This is a genomic window from Pseudomonas maioricensis (genome assembly GCF_022790535.1).
GTDB lineage: Bacteria > Pseudomonadota > Gammaproteobacteria > Pseudomonadales > Pseudomonadaceae > Aquipseudomonas > Aquipseudomonas maioricensis.
Genome location: NZ_LOHG01000026.1, coordinates 22,091 through 41,765, shown reverse-complemented (window position 1 = coordinate 41,765; position 19,675 = coordinate 22,091). Strand labels below are relative to the sequence as shown.

Here is a 19,675-nt window from a genome sequence, read left to right as displayed (position 1 = left end):
TCTGCGCGACAACGTGATGCAGAACGGCAATCGCGTCATGTTCGGAAAGTCAGGCATCACGAAACAGATCGTGAGCATCCAGCAACCGATAGGCAATTTCGGGATTTTTTTCCAGGCCCCGGCGAATCGCCGCCGGGATCGATTGCCGGGTCTTGCGGCATAAACCTGGCAGTTCATCGATATCGATCACGATACCGCGCATCGTCCGCACTTCGTTAAACCCCGGTACCACCTCCACGCGAATACCTAACTGCTCATAAAGCAGGCGCTGCATTTTTTGCAGATCCGCCAGGCTTTGCAGATTTTCCAGGCGTTCCAGCAAACGCTTCTCCTCCTGCCGGGTCAACGCCAGAATCCGAACTTCCTGTTCCTGCAACCGTTCACGCCCGCAATTGCAGGCGCCCGGTGGGCAGGGTTGACGTATTGGCAGAGAGGTAGTCATGGCTGAAGCATAACGAGGCTTGGCCTGACTTTGCCATCGTGACCGGATCGACTGGCGGTTTTTTCAGGGACGATTATTTTCAAACTCCTTGCTGAGCAAGTCTCTGAACGCGGGCAGCACCGGATTTTCGTTATCGTTGCGGGAGATCATGTGCAGATCAGCATTCAGACTCGCGTCGCGCAAAGGCCGAAAGGCTACTGCGCCACTGTGCAACTGCTGCGCGGAAGCCGGAACAATCGACAACCCCAGTCCTGCCTGAACCATGCTGACAATGGTGTGGGTCTGGCCCAGGTGGTAGGTGTAATGCGGAGTCACGCCGCTCATGGCAAACAACCCGACGATGCAATCGTAAAAGTAACGCCCTTCATCCGGGGCATACATCACAAACGGCTGAAGATGCAGGTCAGCCACAGCAATGGACGCCTGCGCTGTCATCGGATGGTCGGCAGGCAAGACCACCAGTAACGGCTCCCGATACACCAGTTGCGCGGCGAATACCTCACGCTCTCTGACCTGGCGCACCAGGCCGATGTCGATCAGGTTCGCTGACAACGCGTCCAGCTGGGCATCGGAGACCATCTCTTTAAGGACAAACTCGACTTCGGGCATCTCAATTGCAGCCTTGGCCAACAACTGCGGCACCAGGCTGTAGGCACTGACGCCGGTGAAACCCAGTGTCAGCCTGCCCACCTCACCAGAGGCCAGACGCCGGGCGGAATTTCCCGCCTGCTCGGAGAACGCGAGGATGTGCCGCGCATCACGCAGAAACCCTCGTCCTGCGGCCGTCAGCTTGACACCGCGGTTGTTGCGTTCAAGCAACACGATGCCCAACGAACGCTCGAGTAGCTGAATCTGACGGCTCAGCGGTGGTTGCGTCATATGCAGCCGGGTGGCGGCCCGCCCGAAGTGCAGCTCCTCTGCGGCGGCCACAAAACATCGCAACTGATGTAATTCCACGATTCAAAATCCGCATCAACCTATCCAGCATCTATGTTAGACGTATATCCACCAACACTCCTACTATCAGGGAAAGATTCCGTCATATCTTTTAACAAAAATAAAACGTCCCTACAGGAGACGCCCTATGCTTTCGAAATCCATCCCCCTGGATCAGGTCGAGGCGCAAGCCCGGGTTGGTCGCCACCGCTTTCTGATTCTTGCCCTGATCTTCATTGTTACCGTGATCAACTACGCCGACCGCGCCACTATGTCGATCGCGGGCACCGGGGTAGTCAAGGACCTGGGACTGGATCCGATGATGCTCGGCGTGATCTTTTCCGCATTTGCGTGGGCTTATGCCTTGGGCCAGGTTCCAGGCGGCTGGTTGCTCGACCGCTTCGGTGCTCGTCGCGTCTATGGATGCAGCCTGGTGTTGTGGTCGGTATTTACCATGTTGCAAGGTACAGTCGGCTGGTTTGGCCTGATGGGAGCTTCAGCAGCCATCAGCCTGTTCGCCATGCGCTTTATGCTAGGTCTGGTTGAATCGCCCGCCTTCCCGGCCAATAACCGTATTGTTTCCTGCTGGTTCCCGACTAGTGAACGCGGCACGGCATCGGCATTGTTCAACTCGGCTCAATACATGGCAGTCGTGCTGTTCACCCCGTTGATGGCCTGGCTGACCCATGCCTGGGGTTGGGAACACGTATTCCTGTGGATGGGTGGCCTGGGTCTGCTGCTGAGCGTGGTGTGGTTTGCTGTCTACCGCGAACCGCACAGCGACAAGAACCTCAGCCCTCGGGAGCTGGAATACATGCGCGAGGGCGGCGCACTGGTGGACCTGGAGTTAACCCGCACGACGAAGAAACCCAAGGCCAAACTCAGCGAAATCAAGCAGCTGTTCACCAGCCGTACCTTGTGGTCGATCTATCTGGGTCAGTACTGCATTACCGCTCTCACCTACTTCTTCATCACCTGGTTCCCGATCTACCTGATCAAGGGACGCGGCATGACCATCATGGAAGCCGGCTGGGTGGCAGCACTTCCCGCCATCTGCGGTTTCTCCGGTGGTGTTCTGGGCGGCATGCTCTCGGACTTGCTGATTCGTCGCGGCGTACATCCGTCAATCGCACGCAAGACCCCGTTTATCATCGGCATGGCCATGTCGACGATCCTGGTCTCGGCCAACTTCCTCGACGCCAACTGGATGGTCATCACCGTCATGGCCATCGCGTTCTTCGGCAAAGGTCTGGCAGCGGTCGGCTGGGCAGTGCTGTCCGATACCGCACCGAAAAACATGGTCGGCCTCAGCGGAGGCGTGTTCAACGGCATCGGCAACATCGCCGGGATCATCACCCCGCTGGTGATTGGCTACATCGTTGCGGTGACCGGCTCGTTCAATATTGCCCTGTGGTTTGTCGCGGCACATGGCGTGCTGGGCATTCTGTCCTACGGCTTGCTGGCGGGTCGGTTTGAACGGGTGGTGATTGCAGAGAAAGATGCGGTTTGAAATCCCAAAACCTTCTGATTGGAATGCAGTTTCATGTGGGAGCCGGGCTTGCCCGCGATAAGGCGTGACGCGATCTAAAGTGAACCGCATCCGACCTTATCGCGGGCAAGCCCGGCTCCCACATAAGTCACTCCAGATTAATCACTCAACGACTCTTCAAGAAACGCCACCAACGCCTGCAAACGCGCTGTACGGTTTTTCCGGGAGCGGACCAGCAGGCTGATGGGCGCGCTGTCGAATTCCCACTCTGGCAAGACCCGCACCAGCGCCCCGCTCGCCAATGCGTCGTTGACATCCCATTGAGAGCGCAAAACCAGCCCCAGGTCCTGCTCCGCCCAACGCCTTGCGACGCTGCCGTCATTGCTGAGCATCGCTGGCTCGATACGCAGTGTGCGCCGCACTGACTGTTTGCGCAGTTGCCACAGGGTGACGTCTTCTTCGTTTTCGCGAATACAGATACAGCGATGGCGTAATAAATCTTCGGGTGATTCGGGCGTTCCATGCTGCTCGAGGTAGGCCGGGCTCGCGCACAGCCAGCGCTGGTTGGCCGCGAGAGTACGTGCTACCCACGAACTGTCACTGAAGCCACCGATATGAATTACCGCGTCGCAGTCGTAACGATCCGGCCAGGGCGTTTCGCGCAAATCCAGGTGGACCTTCAGCTGCGGATGTAATTTGGCGAAACGGGCTAACAATGGCGCGATACGCAACCGACCATAACCAAACGGTGCTGCCAGCCTCAGCGTGCCCCGCAGTTGATCATCGGACTGTTTGAAGTCTTCAGGCAGCGCTTCCAACTGTTCCAGTAGCAGTGCGCTTTGCCGTGCAAAGCGCTCACCTTCGGCTGTCAGGCTCAGCTGCCGTGCAGTACGGTTTGCGAGGCTGATACCCAGTAGCCCTTCCAGCTTGCGCAAGCGCATGGACAACGCAGGTGGAGAGACATTCAGGCTTCGGGCCGCAGCACTGAGGGATTCAGAACGGGCAAGGGTCACCGCCAGACGCAAATCTTCGATGGCAATCATTCAATTCAACTTAATGATAAATGCAATGGCATTTAATCACAGACTTACGTCAGCGAAGTAGATTACCAGCATGCACCGCCATCAAGAGCCAAGACCATGCCGACCTTTCAAACCCTGGACACTCCCGCCGCCGTTATCGACTTACCGCGCATGCATCGCAACATCCAGCGTATGCAGCAGCGCATGGACACGTTTGGCGTTCGACTGCGCCCCCATGTCAAAACCAGCAAATGCCTGGCGGTCATCGACGCCCAGCGTTCGGCTGGCGCCCATGGCATCACCGTTTCGACCTTGAAAGAAGCTGCCCATTGTTTTGCCCATGGCATCGACGACATTCTTTACGGGGTGGCAATGGCGCCGGGGAAACTGCAGCAAGCGCTGGACCTGCGGATCAAAGGTTGTCGCCTGAGTATCGTGACCGACAGCCTGGTTGGCGCCCACGCAATCGTCAGCTTTGGCAAAGCGCATGGCCATTGCTTCGAGGTCTGGATCGAAATCGACAGCGACGGTCATCGCTCCGGCTTGAAAGTCGACGACCCGACCCTGCTGCAAGTCGCGCAAAACCTGCACGAGGGCGGCATGCAATTACGCGGCGTCATGACCCATGCCGGGTCAAGCTACGAACTCGATGACCCGCAAGCATTGCAGGCCATGGCTGAACAGGAGCGTCTGGCCTGTGTGCGGGGAGCAGAAAGAATACGTGCTGAAGGATTGCCCTGCGCTGAAGTGAGCGTCGGCTCGACGCCCACAGCACTGTCAGCCGCCAGCCTTGAAGGTGTGACGGAAGTACGCGCGGGGGTTTATGTATTTTTTGATCTGGTGATGCTCAACGTCGGCGTTTGTCAGCCTGATGAACTGGCCCTGAGCGTATTCACTACTGTGATTGGCCATCAGGTGGAAAAAGGCTGGATCATTACCGATGCAGGCTGGATGGCGATGAGCCGGGATCGCGGAACCCTGAAGCAGAAACGTGACTTCGGTTATGGACAGGTTTGCACCGAAGCCGGTGAATGGATTGAGGGGGCCGTATTCGAAGGTGCCAATCAGGAGCACGGGGTAATCAGCAACTCGGTAGCCGACATTACCGAACGCTATCCGATCGGCAGCCGCCTGCGCATCCTTCCCAACCACGCGTGCGCGACAGGCGCGCAGTTCCCGGAGTATCAGGCGGTTGATGCCGAGGGTCAGGTGCAGGTTTGGGGGCGGTTGTATGGGTGGTGATAGGTGTTCAGCGTTAAACCACGTCGGCCGGAATTCGCTATCGCCTTAGATCAAAAGCAAAGCGAATACTGCGGTAACACCCCGGACCGGTACAGACTCTGTGAAAACGTAGCGAGCGACGGCAAGACAAGGCGCAACGAGCGGAGCGAGTAACAGCCGCAGGCTGGCCCGGAGGGTGAGCAAAGCGAATCAAAACAGGCGAAAAACGGCCGGGGTCGCGTCCGACTCTTGTGTTCTAAATGAGCATTTTTCGCCTGTTTTTAACGCAGTATTGCGCGCGTAGCGACGAAGTTGCCCAGCCTGCAGTAGTTTTCACACAGTCTGGGTAGGAGCGAACTTGTTCGCGAGACGTTATCACTGCCAACGAATCCGTCTTCTGACAGACCGCTTCGCAGCCTTCGGCAGCTCCTACAGCAGCCCGGCAAGTTCAAACAATCAGGTCGGCTTTAGTCTTACGTCCCTGCACCGGATACCCCGGATCGGTATACCCGTGAGTCGACGTATGCCCCGGCACTACCAGGCTATCCACCAACTTCTCATCGTCAGGCCCCAATTCGAGGCTCAGCGCATCCAGGTACGCGTCCCACTGCGCCTCGGTACGTGGCCCGGCAATCGCAGCGCTGACCAGCCTGTTCTTCAATACCCAGGCAAGCGCGAATGCAATGGACGTCGTGCCGCGCTCAGCCGCATGTTCGGAAATCGTCCGGGCGATTTTCAGTGACTCAGGGCGCCATTCGGTCTGCTGCAGACGCTTGTCGCCACGCCCGGCGCGGGAGTCCGCGGGCACTGCTGCATCCACCCCGTACTTGCCACTCAACACACCGCGAGCCAGCGGGCTGTAAGACACGACACCCAGACCGTATTGCTCAGCCGCCGCTAGTTGCTCAACCTCAGCGCTGCGATCAACGATGTTATACAACGGCTCACTCGCCACCGGACGTTCAATGCCCAATTGATCGGCGATGCGCACCACTTCCGCAATGCGCCACCCATGAAAGTTGGAGACCCCGTAGTAACGGATCTTGCCCTGCCGAATCAGATCGCCGACTGCGCGAATCCCCTCTTCCATCGGCGCATCCGTCAGCGCACGGTGGAAGTACAGGACGTCGATGTAGTCCGTGCCCAGTCGCTTCAGACTCGCCTCTACCGCTTGCATGATCCACTTGCGCGACTGCCCCTGCTGGTTCGGCCCCTGATGATCGGGAGTCGGGTAACCGAACTTGGTGGCAAGCACCCAGTTATCGCGTTGCGCCGCGATGGCTCGACCGACGACCTCTTCGGATCGACCGGCATGATAGGCGTCGGCGGTATCGAGGAAATTCACGCCTTGCTCGAAGGCCTTATCAATGATTCGCCGTGAGGTGGGCTCATCCGTTTCGCCGCCAAACATCATGGCGCCCAGGCACAAGGGCGATACTTTCAGAGCGCTGCGACCCAGATAACGGTGGTCCATAAAGTCCTCTCGAAATGGCTGAATAAACGTTCAACCCATCCTAAGGACCTGCGAATTATTGAGTAAGACCAGAAATCAAGATGCACTTATGAACCAGGCTCATGTATTCAACCGCAGTGCATCCACCACCAGCGCCAATGCGCGTGATGATTGACGGCGGCTTGCGTAGAACAGGTGAAGGCCCGGAAAAGTCGGGAACCATTCCTCCAGTACCCAGTTCAGGCGACCTGCATCGACATGCGGCTGCGCCAGTTCCTGCGGAATGTAGGCTAGCCCGCCGCCATCAAGTGCGGCCTGAAGAATCTGGTAAACCCCGTTGAATGTAAGCTGCCCGTCCACTCGAATCTGCAGCTCGTTTTTGCCGTTGGCCAACTCCCAGGCATAACAACCGCCATGGGTCGGCAGCCTCAGGTTGATGCAGTTATGTTGATGCAGGTCTTCGGGTTTTAGCGGTGCCGCGCGGTGCTCAAGGTAGGACGGCGCGCCGACGATAGCCATGCGCATGTCCGGCGCGATGCGCACGGCAATCATGTCCTTGGCAACCTGATCGCCCAAGCGCACGCCGATGTCATAACGCTGAGCGACGATGTCGGTCAGGCCATAGTCAGTCACGATTTCGATTTTGAGATCGGGGTACTCCGGGAGGATTTTTTTCAGCCTTGGCCAGAGCACCGTGCTCGCGGTGTGATCGGTTGCCGTGATACGAATGGTGCCTCGCGGCTTGTCACTCAGGCCAATGACCTCATCCAGATCCGCGTCGATCTCTTCGAAACGCGGCGCAAGGCTTTCGAACAGCCTCTCGCCAGCCTCGGTCGGCGACACACTGCGAGTGGTGCGCGTCAATAACCTCACGCCCAGACGGGTTTCCAATGAGCGGATGGTATGGCTCAACGCCGATTGCGAAACCCCAAGCTGAGCGGCGGCTCGCGTAAAGCTTCTTTCCCGCGCCACGGCGATGAACGCCAGTAAATCGTTGTAACCATCCCGCGCCATTCATGAGCCCTCTTCATAAAGTGGGGCGATTAAACCACTCGGCGCTTAATACTCCACGCTGTTTGTTTTCAAAATGTATCGAAACACGCCCCTTGGTAACAGCACGAAACACCCGGTTTTAAAGGCCCGACGTACATTGATGAGCCGGGCTCAGGTGTGTATTGCGCTCTGCGTGCATAGTCCGTGGACCGTCAGGGCACTACCGTCACCTCCAGACTCTGATCCGGCCTGGATTCATGAAAGCAATTCATAACAGCAAGTGAGCGATTGGCTCAAACTTTTGGCAACAGTCGCGAGTCGTAATCTGGATCCCGCTGAAACCGGCCAGCCCCGATCGGGCTGCAACAACGGACGCAGAGACGCCCGACGCAAGCCACTTTTACTGAAGGCACCGAAACAGGTGCCGCTGCCATGGCTAACGCTGAATTCGCAGCCCTTCCCCATCAAAACGGGAACAAAACAATGGACGACCGTGACCTGATGAAAATAACCAGACGCAAATTCCTGATCGTGGGTGCAGTGACCGCCAGTACCGTAGCGCTCCCCCCGTTCATTTCCGCACTCGCCTCCGCGGCAAACCAGATGGCGCGCCCGGTGCGGGCAGCGGTTGCCCTTGAGGTGAACGGCGTACCTCGGCAACTGGAGCTGGACACCCGCACGACCTTGCTCGATACCTTGCGCGAGCACTTGCACCTGACGGGCACCAAGAAAGGCTGCGACCACGGTCAATGCGGCGCCTGCACCGTGATCGTCAATGGCAAACGGATTAACTCATGCCTGACCCTGGCAGTGATGCAGCAAGGTTCGAAAGTCACTACGGTCGAAGGTCTGGGGACCCCGGACAAACTGCATGCAATGCAAGCCGCGTTTATCAAACATGACGGTTTCCAGTGCGGCTATTGCACGCCGGGGCAGATCTGCTCGGCCGTCGCAGTGCTCGACGAAATCCGTCAGGGCATTCCGAGCCATGTCAGTCAGAGCCTGACAGATCGACCGCAACTGATCGCCAGTGAATTCCAGGAACGCATGAGCGGCAATATCTGCCGCTGTGGTGCCTACTCCAACATCATCGCTGCCATCAGCGAAGTCGCGGAGGTGACTGCATGAGACCCTTCACCTATGTACGCGCCCAATCCCCGGCTGAAGCGGCAGCACACTCCGCACAGACCGAAGGCTCCAAATTCATTGCGGGTGGCACTAACCTGCTGGATCTGATGAAGCTGGAAATCGAAACCCCGCTGCACCTGATCGACGTGAATGATCTTGCGCTGGATCGCATTGAAGCGACGCCTGAAGGCGGGCTGCGCATCGGAGCGCTGGTGCGCAACACCGACCTGGCCGCAGACCCACGAGTACGCAAAGATTACGGAGTGTTGTCACGCGCGCTGCTGGCGGGTGCTTCCGGGCAACTGCGCAACGCCGCGACCACTGCCGGGAATTTACTGCAGCGCACCCGCTGCCCCTACTTCTACGACACTAATCAGGCCTGTAACAAGCGCCATCCGGGCAGTGGCTGTGCAGCCATTGGCGGCGTCACTCGGCAACTGGGGATTATCGGTGTCAGCAGCGCCTGTATCGCCACGCACCCGAGCGATATGGCGATTGCGATGCGCGTCCTGGATGCTCAAGTGGAAACCGTTCGCCCTGACGGCACCACCCGGGTCATCCCGATTGCCGACTTCCATCGCCTGCCAGGCACGACCCCCAACATCGAAACGTCTCTTGCGGCCAACGAGCTGATCACTGCTGTCACGCTGCCTGCGCCCATTGGCGGCACCCACCTCTACCAGAAAGTCCGCGACCGGGCTTCTTATGCGTTTGCGCTGATCTCGGTGGCTGCCGTGATTCAAAGCAATGGCAAAGGCCGGGTCGCATTGGGCGGCGTCGCGCACAAGCCATGGAGGGTTGAAGAAGCAGACGCGCTGATGCCTGAGGGTGCAAAAGCGGTCACCGCAAAGCTGCTGCATGGCGCGACGCCAACCCATGAGAACGAATTCAAAGTGACGCTCGCCGAGCGCACGCTGGCTTCGGTCATGGCGCAAGCGAGGGCCGCCTCATGAGATTCGATACCCCGGCCACCACCAACCCCATCGACCAGCTTAAAGTCGTCGGCAAGGCCACACCACGCATCGACGGCAAGCTGAAAACCACCGGGCAGGCACCCTACGCCTACGAGCATCACGACACGGTACCGAATCAGGCCTACGGCTACGTCGTGACTTCAGCGATCGCCAAGGGGCGCATCGGCTCCATGAACCTGGAGGCTGCAAACGCAGCGCCCGGCGTACTGGGGATCGTCACGGCCGCCAGCGCGGGAAAACTGGGCAAAGGTAAATACAACACGGCAAAGCTGCTCGGCGGGCCTGAAATCCAGCATTACCATCAGGCCATCGCGCTGGTGGTAGCCGAGTCTTTCGAGGAAGCGCGTGCCGCTGCGCAATTGGTGCAAGTCGAATACCTGCGCAGCAACGGCCAATACGATTTGGGTCATGACTTGAATGCCGCCGTAAAACCGGAGGGCGAAGCGCCGGATACCGCACGCGGTGACTTTGCCGGAGCCTTCAGTTCAGCGCCCGTGCAGTTCGATGCGACTTACACCACGCCGGACCAGTCTCATGCGGCCATGGAGCCGCACAGTTCCATGGCGACCTGGGAAGGTGAAAAGCTGATCCTCTGGACGTCCAATCAGATGATCGCCTGGAGTGTCGGCGACGTTGCCACCACCCTAGGGCTGGCCAAAGAAAATGTGCGTCTGGTGTCGCCCTATATCGGCGGAGGTTTCGGCGGCAAACTGTTTATCAGGTCTGACGCCATTCTTGCAGCACTCGGATCGAAGCAATGTGGCCGCCCGGTAAAAGTAGCTTTGGCACGCCCGCAGATCATCAATAACACCACGCATCGACCGGCCACTGTCCAGCGCATCCGCATCGGTGCCAGCCAAGACGGCAAAATCACCGCCATTGCCCATGAAGGCTGGTCCGGTGATCTCGCTGGCGGTGGCGTGGAGAACGCCGTGCAGCCGACCCAGTTTCTGTACGCCGGTGACAACCGAATGACCGCCATGCGCCTGGCCACGCTGGATTTGCCGGAAGGCAACGCCATGCGCGCACCGGGTGAAACGCCAGGGTTAATGGCCCTGGAAATCGCCATGGACGAGATGGCAGAGAAGCTCGGCCTGGACCCCATCCAGTTCCGGATCATCAACGACACACAGGTCGACCCCGGCAACCCGCAACGACCGTTTTCGCAACGCAGCCTGGTCCAGTGTCTGCAGACCGGTGCCGAACGTTTCGGCTGGAACAAGCGCCATCCACGCCCGGGCATGCAACGCGAGGGCAACTGGCTGATCGGTATGGGCGTGGGCTGCGCTTATCGCAACAACCTGCTGCTCAAATCCGGAGCCAGGGTTCGTTTGAGCAGTAATGGCAAGGTCATGGTGGAAACCGACATGACCGATATCGGTACGGGCAGCTATACCATCATTGCCCAGACGGCGGCGGAAATGATGGGCGTGACCCTGGATGATGTGGTGGTCAAACTGGGCGATTCGGACTTCCCGGTGTCTGCCGGATCCGGTGGCCAGTTCGGCGCCAACTGTTCGACCGCAGGGGTTTATGCCGCGTGCGTGAAGCTGCGCGAAGCGGTGACCAGACGTCTGGGCTACAACGCTGACGATGCAGTGTTCAGCGACGGTCAGGTGCAATTCGCCGGGCGCAGCGTGCCGCTGGGTCAGGCCGCTCGTAATGGCGACCTGGTCGCAGAGGACTCCATCGAGTTTGCCGAGCTGGCCAAGAAGTATCAGCAATCGACCTTCGGTGCACACTTCGTCGAAGTCGCGGTGAACATGGCCACCGGTGAAACCCGCGTCAGACGCATGCTGGCGGTCTGCGCGGCAGGTCGTATCCTCAACCCGACATCGGCACGCAGCCAGGTCATCGGGGCGATGACCATGGGCGTTGGTGCAGCGCTGATGGAAGAGTTGGCCGTGGACAAACGACTGGGCTTTTTCGTCAACCACGACCTGGCGGGCTATGAAGTGCCGGTACACGCCGACATTCCCGAGCAGGAAGTGATTTTCCTCGACGAAACCGATCCGGTGTCTTCCCCGATGAAAGCCAAAGGCGTGGGCGAACTCGGACTGTGCGGGGTCAGCGCGGCGATCGCCAACGCGATCTACAACGCGACGGGCGCACGGGTGCGGGAATATCCCATCACCCTGGATAAAGTCCTGAAGTCGTTGCCGGAAATGATTTAAGCGAAAGGATGCCCCTTTCTCTGTAGGAGCTGCCGAAGGCTGCGAAGGCATCCGTCCTTGCACGCCGTCATCGCAGCCTGCGGCAGCTCTTACAGGGAATCGGGTTTTAAGTCAGACAATCGCGTTTGTTTGATTAAAACTGCCATTCCGCATTACTGAACCCACCTCACAACCGTACTTGGATTAACCCGCATTCTCTAACACTGCCCTGCTCTGTAGCCTGTATTCAAAGGCATCGCTATGGAGAACAGAATGAAAATGAGAACACTGGGTAATGCACTCGACGTTTCGGCGATGGGTCTGGGTTGCATGGGCATGAGCTCCGCTTACGGCCCTGAAGCCGACAAGCAGCAAATGATCACCCTGATGCACGCCGCCATCGAGCGCGGTGTGAATTTTTTCGACACTGCCGAAGCCTATGGCCCCTGGGTCAATGAAGAGCTGCTTGGCGAGGCGCTTGCACCGTTCAAAGGCCAGGTGGTGATCGCAACCAAATTCGGCTTCGATATCGACCCGCAGACTGGCGTGCGTGGCAGCGGACTGAACAGCCGCCCTGCACACATCAAAGCCGTGGCTGAAGCGTCACTCAAGCGCTTGAAGGTCGACACCATCGATTTGTTCTACCAACACCGGGTGGACCCGGCTGTACCCATCGAAGACGTCGTCGGGGCAATCACCGACTTGATCGCTGCGGGCAAGGTCAGGCACTACGGTTTGTCCGAAGCCAGCGTGCAAACCGTCCGCCGCGCCCATGCCGTGCATCCGGTCACCGCTGTGCAAAGCGAGTACTCGTTATGGTGGCGTGAGCCCGAGCTGGAATTGCTGCCGACGCTGGAAGAACTGAACATCGGCTTTGTGCCGTTCAGTCCTTTGGGCGCAGGTTTTTTGACCGGCCAGATTGATGAAACCACGCAATTCGACAGCAGCGACTTCCGCAACCATGTCCCGCGCTTCACGGCAGAAATGCGTAAAGCCAATCAGGGTCTGGTTGATCTGCTGCGCAGTGTGGCGGATGAGAAAAGCGTGACACCTGCGCAAATCGCACTGGCCTGGCTGCTGACTCGCAAGCCGTGGATTGTGCCGATTCCGGGGACCACCAAGCTGCATCGCCTGGAAGAAAACCTCGGCGCCGTGACCCTCGAATTAAGCCCGGCGGACCTGGCCGCCATCGAAGACGCCGCAGCAAAGATCCAGCCCCAAGGTGCGCGCCTGCCGCAAGCGGCGCTGGACATGACCGGGCGTTGAACCGATCAAAACGCCCGGCCGGTCCTGAAGGATTGCGGCTGTCATCAAACATCACTTCATTAATGGATATGGAACACAGACCTTGTAGGAGCTAACTTGTTGGCGAAGCGATACGCCTGCAGGCACAGGAAGACCGCCTCGCGAACAAGTTCACTCCTACAGGTCAAATGTTTGCTGCGCGACAGCGGTGTGGCACCTGAAAATAAAAAAGGCCACCCCTCAACGGAGTAGAACCGAGGTGGCCTTGGTAACTGTCGTGACGCCGATGGCGTTGCCCCCGAATCAGCGTGAAGCGGCATACTCCTGATCACTGACTTGCTCCAGCCAGTTCACCACCTTGCCGTCCTGTGCCTCGGCAATGGCAATGTGAGTCATGCCCGTCGTAGCCGTTGCCCCGTGCCAATGCTTGACGCCTGGCGGAATCCACACCGTGTCGCCAGCCTTGATGGTCTGTACGGCCTTGCCAGACTCCTGCACCAGCCCGGACCCTGCGGTGACGATTAACGTCTGCCCCAGTGGATGGGTGTGCCAGGCAGAACGGGCACCGGGTTCGAAAGTGACGGTGGCACCACTGACACGTGCAGGCTCAGTACCTTTGAAGGGCGCATCGACCCGCACCGTCCCGGTAAAGTAATCCGCTGGCCCCTTCACCGAGGGTTGCGAGCCATTGGGCGTAACCGTCACCGGCAACATGCTTTCGGCATGGGATTCAAAAGCAAACAGGGACAGTGATAACGCAGTTGCTGCCAGTTTCTTCATGATGAACCTCACGGGATATGGCCGGGCATGTCTGGACATGCCCTCACATTGATCAACCTTGGGTAGCGCGAGACGCGAACACGTCCTTCAAGACCGGCACAGCCGACATCGCCTTCGGCCAACCGGCATAGAACGCCAGATGCGTCACCACTTCAGACGCCTGCCCACGGGTCAGTCCGTTATCCATGGCGCGATTGAGATGAAACGGCAATTGGGCTGCCTGCCCCTGGGTGATCAATGCCGCGACAGTGACGAGGCTGCGATCACGCGCTGTCAGGCTGGTCTGGCGCCACAGATCAGCAAACAACACGTCGTCAGTGAAACGTCCCAACTCCGGGGCCACGTCCGCCGTCGCCGCAGCAACAGCTGCCTTGCGTCTGGCTTCAATGGCCGGATCAAGCGTGAGCGGTTCGGTGGCAGGCGGCACGATCTGGTCTGCGGGAATGCCGCGCTCGTCAAAGACCTGCTTCGCCACGCCCACCGCCGACATCGCATTTGGCCAACCGGAGTAGAACGCCAGATGAGTGATCAGCGCGCTGATCTCACTGGCCTTGAGGCCGTTATCCAGCCCGAGTTTCACGTGCCCGGTCATCTGCGCGGTCTGCCCCCCGGCAACCAGCGCCGACAGGGTAATCAGGCTGCGGTCACGCGGGGATAACGCCTCGCGCTTCCAGACTTCACCGAATAACAGGTCAGTGGTGTATTGATAAAGCTGAGGGGTGACTTCAAGCACATCGGGGGAAGGCTTGGGGTCGGGCCTGGCTTTTGACTCACTGCCATCAGAAGCAGTGGCAAAGAACAGAGTGGCGAACGCGGTTGCTAATAGCTTCATGCATGGGCCTTTTAATGATGACTTTGAATGAGATGCCGATGTAAATGAAGGTACTCAAGGTCAGGATCACGCCTGACGATTCAACGACGTCCGAGACGTTAAACCACTGCACTGGCAACGACTATGGGGCGCACCCGCATGCAGCCATGAGGGGAATTCACCAATGCCTTCAGGGTTGGTAACGCAAGGCATCGACCACCAGAGAAAACGCCAGAGAGGCATGACGGCGATTCGGGTAATAAAGGTGATAGCCCGGACACGGCTGACACCAGTCATCCAGCACCGCGATCAGTTGTCCGTCTTCAATGTATGAAGCCACCCGGTCCTCCGGTAAATAGGCAACGCCCAGCCCGGCGAGTACCGCGTCCATACGCATGACGATGCTGTTGAAGGTCAGTTGCCCCTCGACCCGGACCTTGACCTCGCGACCGTCCTTCTCAAAATCCCAGACAAACAGCTCGCCATGGGTCGGAAAGCGAATATTGATGCAGTTATGGCTGGTCAGATCCTGCGGGACTTCGGGCCGCGGATTTCTGGCGAAATAGGCAGGTGAAGCCACGACTACCCAGCGTAAATCCGGACTGATTCGCACCGCGATCATGTCCTTGGCGACTCTTTCGCCCAGCCGGACGCCAATGTCAAAACGCTCGGCGACGATATTGGTCAGGCCCGAATCGACATTGATCTCGACATTGATGTCCGGGTACTGCGGCAACAGTTTCTGCAACGCCGGGCCAATAATGGATATCGCCACGTGTTCGCTGGCGGTAATACGAATAGTGCCCGCTGGCGCTTCACGTTGATCGCTCAATACGGCCAGTTCGGACGTGATTTCATCGAAGCGCGGTTTGACGGTGCGCAGGAGCCGCTCCCCGACCTCAGTGGGCGAAACACTGCGCGTGGTCCGGGTCAATAAACGCAAACCGAGCCGCGCTTCGAGGTTGCGAATGGTGTGGCTCAGGGCCGATGGACTGACGCCCAGTTTGGCGGCAGCCTTGGTAAAACTGCGATCAGTCGCCACTGCGGCAAAGGCAAAAAGATCGTTGAAGTTTTCCTGCTGCATGCTTGTATCCGTCTTCTGATGCGTCTGGAATGCCCAAACCGGCATGTCCGTTCAATTAAAGCATCTGCAATCGTTACACCCTGCCGGGCGCGCCCAAGGTTCGAAAAACAGGTCACCTGGCAGCGATCAGTAGCGCGTTTTGAATATCCTGAAAGCCTGCTTCCAGATGCTGAATAATTTCGGTGGCCTTGGCTGTCGGCTTCACACCATGGGCATGACGAACAAACAGCGGGTCATGAAAGTGGCAGCGTAATTTGGCCAGGGTATTACTCACCGCAGGCTGCTTCACATGCAGCAGCTCGGCTGTTTTGCTGACGCCCTGCTCGCGATAGATCAGCAACAGTGTGAACAGGCTGTTGAGGTCGATATTGCGGAACAGGCTCTCGTCAAACTCCATCGCTCTGTGCCTCGGCCAATACCGGCGCGAGGCGGCTAAAGGTCAGGTGTGCGCAGGACTCAATTAACGCGCTGACAATCTCCGTCATTGGCTCACTTGAAAAATGCGCCGTCATGGCTTCGCTGCTTGACCAGTAACCACTGAGGATCCACAAGCCGTCCTCGCCCGTACTGCGTATCAGCGAATAGCCGAGGCAACCCGGCATGTTTTCAATACGCGCTGTACAGCTTCGCAGTTGCGGTTCAAGTTGTGGGTCAGCCTCTGGGTTGATACGGATTTCCAGGGTATTGACGGCTGCTATGGTCATGATTTCTGCCTGCCCGCTGATGTCTGCGGTTGGAACTTAACCAGCAGGCTGAGTCGCGACTATAGGGCTAAATCTAATTAGCCTCATGAGCCTGATTCATCAATGCATGAGCCATCGTTGCAGGAGAGGACATTTCCAGTCAGGTTTTGCCAGCGGGGAATCAGTTATGAGGAAGATAAAACGGTATGGGTCAGACGATATAAAAAAAGCTACAGCCCTTGGGGAGTAAGAGCTGTAGCAAAGCCCGCGTAAAAAACAGGTGAGGCCGGATCACAAAAAGTGAGGGCCTTGGAGATACGGTGGTGTGGTGCCTGTATCAGGCACCTGAGTCGTTGTCAGCAAATGACCGTTTTTAGCGGACGGGATACATTCTGCAATGATTCATGGTCCTCCTTTTCAGGCGTCGGCCGGGCTGGCACCGCTCTCTTCGCGAAAATCTGGTTGTGGGAGCCGAGCTTGCTCGCCATGAGGTTCATGCGATCTAAAGTGAATTGCGTCCAGCCTTATCGCGAGCAAGCTCGGCTCCTACAGGAAAGCAGGATCGCTGCTAGCCTCAGCCCGTCACACAGCGCTGCGGTTTCTTTCCGGCGAAGGTGTCGACCAGACTGGAGACCACCATTTCGGCCATGCGCGTGCGAGTCTGCACCGTGGCGCTGGCCCGGTGCGGTTGCAGCACCACCTGTTCCCGGGCAAACAATGTCTCGGGCACGTTCGGTTCATCGACAAACACATCCAGCCCGGCACCGGCGATTTGTCCGGCTTCCAGTGCAGCGATCAAGTCAGGTTCATTGACCAGTTTGCCGCGTGCCACATTGATCAGATAACCGTCACTGCCCAGTGCCTGCAGAACCTGCGCATTGATGATCCCTTCAGCCTTGTCGGCGGCGGCCGCGAGAATCAGCGCATCACTGTCACGGGCCAACTCGGTGAGGTCCGCGACAAACGTATGGCTGACATCGCTCATGGGTTGCAGGTCGGTGTAACTGATCGGACAGCCAAACGCCGCAGCACGCACGGCGACAGCGCGCCCTACCCGACCCATGCCGACAATACCGATGCGCATGCCACTGACCTGCCGCGCCAGCGGCAACGGTACCAATGGCGTCGCACTTTTCGCCCACTCACCGGCGCGCACATAGCGGTCGCCGGTGCACAAACCACGACAGGCTGAGATCAACAGGCCGATGGCCAGGTCGGCAACGTCTTCAGTCAGCGCGCCAATCGTGGCGGTGACATGAATCCCGCGATCCCGGGCATAGGCCAGGTCCACCGCGTCAGTGCCAACGCCATTGACGGCGATCACTTCCAGCTTGGGCAACTGCTCCATCACCGCGTGGGTAATCCCGGTGTGCCCACCGGTAATCACCCCGCGAATATTAGCGCCGTGCTCCTTCAGATACGCCGCTTTGTCGGTCTGCAAATGGTAGGGCCAGACCGTGAAGAGCTCATCAAGCTGCGCACGAATATGGGGAATCAGGATGGGGCTGAGCAACAGGACTTCTGGCTTCATGAGAACCTCTGAAAAGATGACAAGACGGGTTTCAGCCGCGACCGACGAAGGGCATGTTGGTGGCCATGACGGTCATGTTCAGTACGTTGGCAGACAACGGCAGGCTGGCCATGTACGCCACGGCGTCGGCGATGTGCTTGACGTCGACCATGGGCTCCACGGCGATTTCGCCATTGGCCTGGCGCACGCCTTTGGTCATGCGCACCGACAGCTCGGTCAGCGCGTTGCCGATATCGATCTGGCTGCAGGCGATATTGAACTCACGACCATCCAGCGCGAGGGACTTGGTAAGCCCCAATACAGCGTGTTTGCTGGCGGTATACGGCGCCGTGAACGGCCGCGGCGTATGCGCGGAAATCGAACCGTTGTTAATGATTCGTCCACCTTGCGGCTGCTGCCGACGCATCAGGGCAAACGCCCCTCGCGAGCACAGAAACACACCGGTCAGGTTGGTGTTGATCACATCCAGCCATTTCTCAACCGGCAGCTCATCCATCGGCACAGCTGGGGCGTTGATCCCGGCATTGTTGAAGATCACGTCCAGACGACCATAGACCTCTTCGACCGTGGCGAACATTGCATCAATGCTGGCCGGATCACGCACATCAACCGACACCGCCAGCGCTTCGCGACCTTGTGCATGAGCTTCGTCGACCAGGGCTTGCAGCGGTTCGAGACGACGCCCCACCACCACGACCTTGTAACCTTCGGCGAGCAGAGTCCGGGCAACGGCCTGACCGACACCACTGCCGGCACCGGTGACCAGGGCGATTCTGGAGGAAGTGTTATTGGACATTGTTGTTCTCCTTGTTTCGAATTCTGTGTGGGTTCACGCTGTCGCGCTGCAAACACAGCCCCCTGTGGGAGCGGTGCTTGCCTGCGATAAGGCTGTACACGGTTCACTTGGTATCTGCGGTGTTCTGATCGCGGGCAAGCACCGCTCCCACAGAAAACACATGCATTTCAATTCTGAATCTTTGGCGTGGGCCTAAATCGCGGCTCGCCGCGGGCCGACCCGCACTTCAAGCTGGCCTACCCCATCAATACCGGCACTGATCACATCGCCCGGCTGGAGCGCATCCACACCCGGCGGCGTGCCGGTCATGATCAGGTCGCCTGACCTGAGCGTGATGGATTGGGACAAGCGACTGATCACCTCACGCACCGACCAGATCTGGTTTTCCAGTGTTGAGCGCTGACGCTCTTCGCCATTCACTGCGAGCCACACGGCACCTTCGCCCGGATGGCCAATCTGACTCACCGGCATGATCGTGGTAATGGGTGCCGACCCATCAAATGCCTTGGCGCCATCCCAAGGCATTCCGGCGACCTTGGCGACTTTCTGCAGGTCACGGCGGGTCAGGTCCAGCCCGGCCGCGTAGCCCCAGACGTGCTCCAGCGCGTTGTCTTCGGAAATGTTCGAACCGCCCTCGCCGATCGCCACCACCAGTTCAATTTCATGGCAGAACTCCTCCGTCAGTGGCGGAAAGGCGATTTCGCCAAGGGCATCGATTACCGAACTGGCGGGCTTCATGAAGAACACCGGGGCTTCACGCTGCTGGCCGGTTGCATCACCCCACGGGTAATTGCGCCCCAGGCAAAACACGCGACCGACCGGGAACCGGGCCGTGCTGCCTTCGACGGGCAAGGTGGTCAGAGTGGCAGGCGTAAATACGTAGTTATTCATTGTTGTCCTCGTGCAACGTCCTATCCAGAGCGTTCAGCCTACG

Annotated in this window: 19 protein-coding genes; 6 read left to right on the top strand and 13 right to left on the bottom strand. The window is 58.5% G+C overall.

All coding sequences use genetic code 11. From position 1 onward, the window contains the following. Positions 1 to 49 precede the first annotated feature (49 nt). Together AUC61_RS24615 and AUC61_RS24610 are read right to left on the bottom strand one after the other, a co-directional pair. Positions 50 to 442, bottom strand: a complete 393-nt coding sequence (locus tag AUC61_RS24615) for a hypothetical protein (protein WP_243248877.1) — start codon at positions 440 to 442, stop codon at positions 50 to 52. Positions 443 to 505: 63 nt separating this feature from the next. Next, positions 506 to 1,399, bottom strand: a complete 894-nt coding sequence (locus AUC61_RS24610; RefSeq protein WP_243248875.1) for a LysR family transcriptional regulator — start codon at positions 1,397 to 1,399, stop codon at positions 506 to 508. A gap of 127 nt (positions 1,400 to 1,526) precedes the next feature. Here AUC61_RS24610 and AUC61_RS24605 point away from each other — a divergent pair, with 127 nt between their 5' ends. Next, positions 1,527 to 2,888: an MFS transporter gene (locus tag AUC61_RS24605; RefSeq protein ID WP_243248873.1), complete on the top strand. Its 1,362-nt coding sequence runs from the start codon at positions 1,527 to 1,529 to the stop codon at positions 2,886 to 2,888. 137 nt (positions 2,889 to 3,025) lie between these two features. Here AUC61_RS24605 and AUC61_RS24600 read toward each other — a convergent pair whose 3' ends face one another. Further along, positions 3,026 to 3,910 carry a LysR family transcriptional regulator gene (locus AUC61_RS24600; RefSeq protein WP_243248871.1) on the bottom strand — a complete coding sequence of 295 codons (885 nt, stop codon included), beginning with the start codon at positions 3,908 to 3,910 and terminating at the stop codon, positions 3,026 to 3,028. 96 nt (positions 3,911 to 4,006) lie between these two features. On the opposite strand from AUC61_RS24600, the gene AUC61_RS24595 reads away from it, so the two are divergent. After that, positions 4,007 to 5,131, top strand: coding sequence for a DSD1 family PLP-dependent enzyme (locus tag AUC61_RS24595; protein ID WP_243248869.1), 1,125 nt, complete (start codon positions 4,007 to 4,009; stop codon positions 5,129 to 5,131). A 427-nt stretch (positions 5,132 to 5,558) separates the two neighbouring features. Here the strand turns inward: AUC61_RS24595 and AUC61_RS24590 are convergent, their stop codons facing one another. Then, positions 5,559 to 6,584: an aldo/keto reductase gene (locus AUC61_RS24590; protein ID WP_243248867.1), complete on the bottom strand. Its 1,026-nt coding sequence runs from the start codon at positions 6,582 to 6,584 to the stop codon at positions 5,559 to 5,561. Between the two features lie 99 nt (positions 6,585 to 6,683). Further along, the gene (locus AUC61_RS24585) at positions 6,684 to 7,577 is read right to left on the bottom strand and encodes a LysR family transcriptional regulator (protein ID WP_243248865.1); all 894 of its coding nucleotides are present in this window, start codon (positions 7,575 to 7,577) and stop codon (positions 6,684 to 6,686) included. 462 nt (positions 7,578 to 8,039) lie between these two features. On the opposite strand from AUC61_RS24585, the gene paoA reads away from it, so the two are divergent. The 4 genes from paoA to AUC61_RS24565 all read left to right on the top strand — a co-directional run bounded on the left by paoA (position 8,040) and on the right by AUC61_RS24565 (position 13,077). Then, positions 8,040 to 8,684, top strand: a complete 645-nt coding sequence (paoA, locus tag AUC61_RS24580) for an aldehyde dehydrogenase iron-sulfur subunit PaoA (RefSeq protein ID WP_279291177.1) — start codon at positions 8,040 to 8,042, stop codon at positions 8,682 to 8,684. Then, positions 8,681 to 9,637 carry an FAD binding domain-containing protein gene (locus AUC61_RS24575; RefSeq protein WP_243248863.1) on the top strand — a complete coding sequence of 319 codons (957 nt, stop codon included), beginning with the start codon at positions 8,681 to 8,683 and terminating at the stop codon, positions 9,635 to 9,637. Before paoA ends, AUC61_RS24575 begins: the two co-directional genes overlap by 4 nt. Further along, positions 9,634 to 11,832: an aldehyde oxidoreductase molybdenum-binding subunit PaoC gene (gene paoC, locus AUC61_RS24570; RefSeq protein WP_243248862.1), complete on the top strand. Its 2,199-nt coding sequence runs from the start codon at positions 9,634 to 9,636 to the stop codon at positions 11,830 to 11,832. Before AUC61_RS24575 ends, paoC begins: the two co-directional genes overlap by 4 nt. A gap of 252 nt (positions 11,833 to 12,084) precedes the next feature. Then, the gene (locus tag AUC61_RS24565) at positions 12,085 to 13,077 is read left to right on the top strand and encodes an aldo/keto reductase (RefSeq protein ID WP_243248859.1); all 993 of its coding nucleotides are present in this window, start codon (positions 12,085 to 12,087) and stop codon (positions 13,075 to 13,077) included. A gap of 282 nt (positions 13,078 to 13,359) precedes the next feature. On the opposite strand, the gene AUC61_RS24560 is transcribed toward AUC61_RS24565, so the two are convergent. The 8 genes from AUC61_RS24560 to AUC61_RS24525 form a co-directional block, all read right to left on the bottom strand. Next, the gene (locus AUC61_RS24560; RefSeq protein ID WP_243248857.1) at positions 13,360 to 13,836 is read right to left on the bottom strand and encodes a (R)-mandelonitrile lyase; all 477 of its coding nucleotides are present in this window, start codon (positions 13,834 to 13,836) and stop codon (positions 13,360 to 13,362) included. A gap of 52 nt (positions 13,837 to 13,888) precedes the next feature. Continuing rightward, positions 13,889 to 14,668 (bottom strand): carboxymuconolactone decarboxylase family protein, encoded by a 780-nt coding sequence (locus AUC61_RS24555; RefSeq protein WP_243248855.1) that lies wholly within the window; start codon positions 14,666 to 14,668, stop codon positions 13,889 to 13,891. 169 nt (positions 14,669 to 14,837) lie between these two features. After that, positions 14,838 to 15,731: a LysR family transcriptional regulator gene (locus AUC61_RS24550; RefSeq protein WP_243248852.1), complete on the bottom strand. Its 894-nt coding sequence runs from the start codon at positions 15,729 to 15,731 to the stop codon at positions 14,838 to 14,840. Between the two features lie 112 nt (positions 15,732 to 15,843). Next, complete coding sequence (locus AUC61_RS24545; RefSeq protein ID WP_243248850.1) at positions 15,844 to 16,128, bottom strand: LysR family transcriptional regulator; 285 nt, start codon at positions 16,126 to 16,128, stop codon at positions 15,844 to 15,846. Then, positions 16,118 to 16,435, bottom strand: coding sequence for an antibiotic biosynthesis monooxygenase family protein (locus AUC61_RS24540; protein ID WP_243248848.1), 318 nt, complete (start codon positions 16,433 to 16,435; stop codon positions 16,118 to 16,120). Before AUC61_RS24540 ends, AUC61_RS24545 begins: the two co-directional genes overlap by 11 nt. Positions 16,436 to 16,988: 553 nt before the next feature. Beyond that, a complete protein-coding gene (locus AUC61_RS24535) occupies positions 16,989 to 17,945 on the bottom strand; it encodes a 2-hydroxyacid dehydrogenase (RefSeq protein WP_243248846.1) in 957 nt (318 codons plus the stop codon). A 31-nt stretch (positions 17,946 to 17,976) separates the two neighbouring features. Then, on the bottom strand, positions 17,977 to 18,741 hold the full coding sequence (locus tag AUC61_RS24530; RefSeq protein WP_243248844.1) for an SDR family oxidoreductase: 765 nt from the start codon (positions 18,739 to 18,741) through the stop codon (positions 17,977 to 17,979). 192 nt (positions 18,742 to 18,933) lie between these two features. Continuing rightward, positions 18,934 to 19,632, bottom strand: a complete 699-nt coding sequence (locus AUC61_RS24525) for a fumarylacetoacetate hydrolase family protein (protein WP_243248843.1) — start codon at positions 19,630 to 19,632, stop codon at positions 18,934 to 18,936. Positions 19,633 to 19,675: the final 43 nt, after the last annotated feature.

Bases quoted from the DNA above. Each gene is read 5' to 3' on its own strand.
- AUC61_RS24615 (WP_243248877.1), bottom strand. From the start codon at position 442: ATGACTACCTCTCTGCCAATACGTCAACCCTGCCCACCGGGCGCCTGC.
- AUC61_RS24605 (WP_243248873.1), top strand. From the start codon at position 1,527: ATGCTTTCGAAATCCATCCCCCTGGATCAGGTCGAGGCGCAAGCCCGG.
- AUC61_RS24600 (WP_243248871.1), bottom strand. From the start codon at position 3,910: ATGATTGCCATCGAAGATTTGCGTCTGGCGGTGACCCTTGCCCGTTCT.
- AUC61_RS24595 (WP_243248869.1), top strand. From the start codon at position 4,007: ATGCCGACCTTTCAAACCCTGGACACTCCCGCCGCCGTTATCGACTTA.
- AUC61_RS24590 (WP_243248867.1), bottom strand. From the start codon at position 6,584: ATGGACCACCGTTATCTGGGTCGCAGCGCTCTGAAAGTATCGCCCTTG.
- AUC61_RS24585 (WP_243248865.1), bottom strand. From the start codon at position 7,577: ATGGCGCGGGATGGTTACAACGATTTACTGGCGTTCATCGCCGTGGCG.
- paoA (WP_279291177.1), top strand. From the start codon at position 8,040: ATGGACGACCGTGACCTGATGAAAATAACCAGACGCAAATTCCTGATC.
- AUC61_RS24575 (WP_243248863.1), top strand. From the start codon at position 8,681: ATGAGACCCTTCACCTATGTACGCGCCCAATCCCCGGCTGAAGCGGCA.
- paoC (WP_243248862.1), top strand. From the start codon at position 9,634: ATGAGATTCGATACCCCGGCCACCACCAACCCCATCGACCAGCTTAAA.
- AUC61_RS24565 (WP_243248859.1), top strand. From the start codon at position 12,085: ATGAAAATGAGAACACTGGGTAATGCACTCGACGTTTCGGCGATGGGT.
- AUC61_RS24560 (WP_243248857.1), bottom strand. From the start codon at position 13,836: ATGAAGAAACTGGCAGCAACTGCGTTATCACTGTCCCTGTTTGCTTTT.
- AUC61_RS24555 (WP_243248855.1), bottom strand. From the start codon at position 14,668: ATGAAGCTATTAGCAACCGCGTTCGCCACTCTGTTCTTTGCCACTGCT.
- AUC61_RS24550 (WP_243248852.1), bottom strand. From the start codon at position 15,731: ATGCAGCAGGAAAACTTCAACGATCTTTTTGCCTTTGCCGCAGTGGCG.
- AUC61_RS24545 (WP_243248850.1), bottom strand. From the start codon at position 16,128: ATGGAGTTTGACGAGAGCCTGTTCCGCAATATCGACCTCAACAGCCTG.
- AUC61_RS24540 (WP_243248848.1), bottom strand. From the start codon at position 16,435: ATGACCATAGCAGCCGTCAATACCCTGGAAATCCGTATCAACCCAGAG.
- AUC61_RS24535 (WP_243248846.1), bottom strand. From the start codon at position 17,945: ATGAAGCCAGAAGTCCTGTTGCTCAGCCCCATCCTGATTCCCCATATT.
- AUC61_RS24530 (WP_243248844.1), bottom strand. From the start codon at position 18,741: ATGTCCAATAACACTTCCTCCAGAATCGCCCTGGTCACCGGTGCCGGC.
- AUC61_RS24525 (WP_243248843.1), bottom strand. From the start codon at position 19,632: ATGAATAACTACGTATTTACGCCTGCCACTCTGACCACCTTGCCCGTC.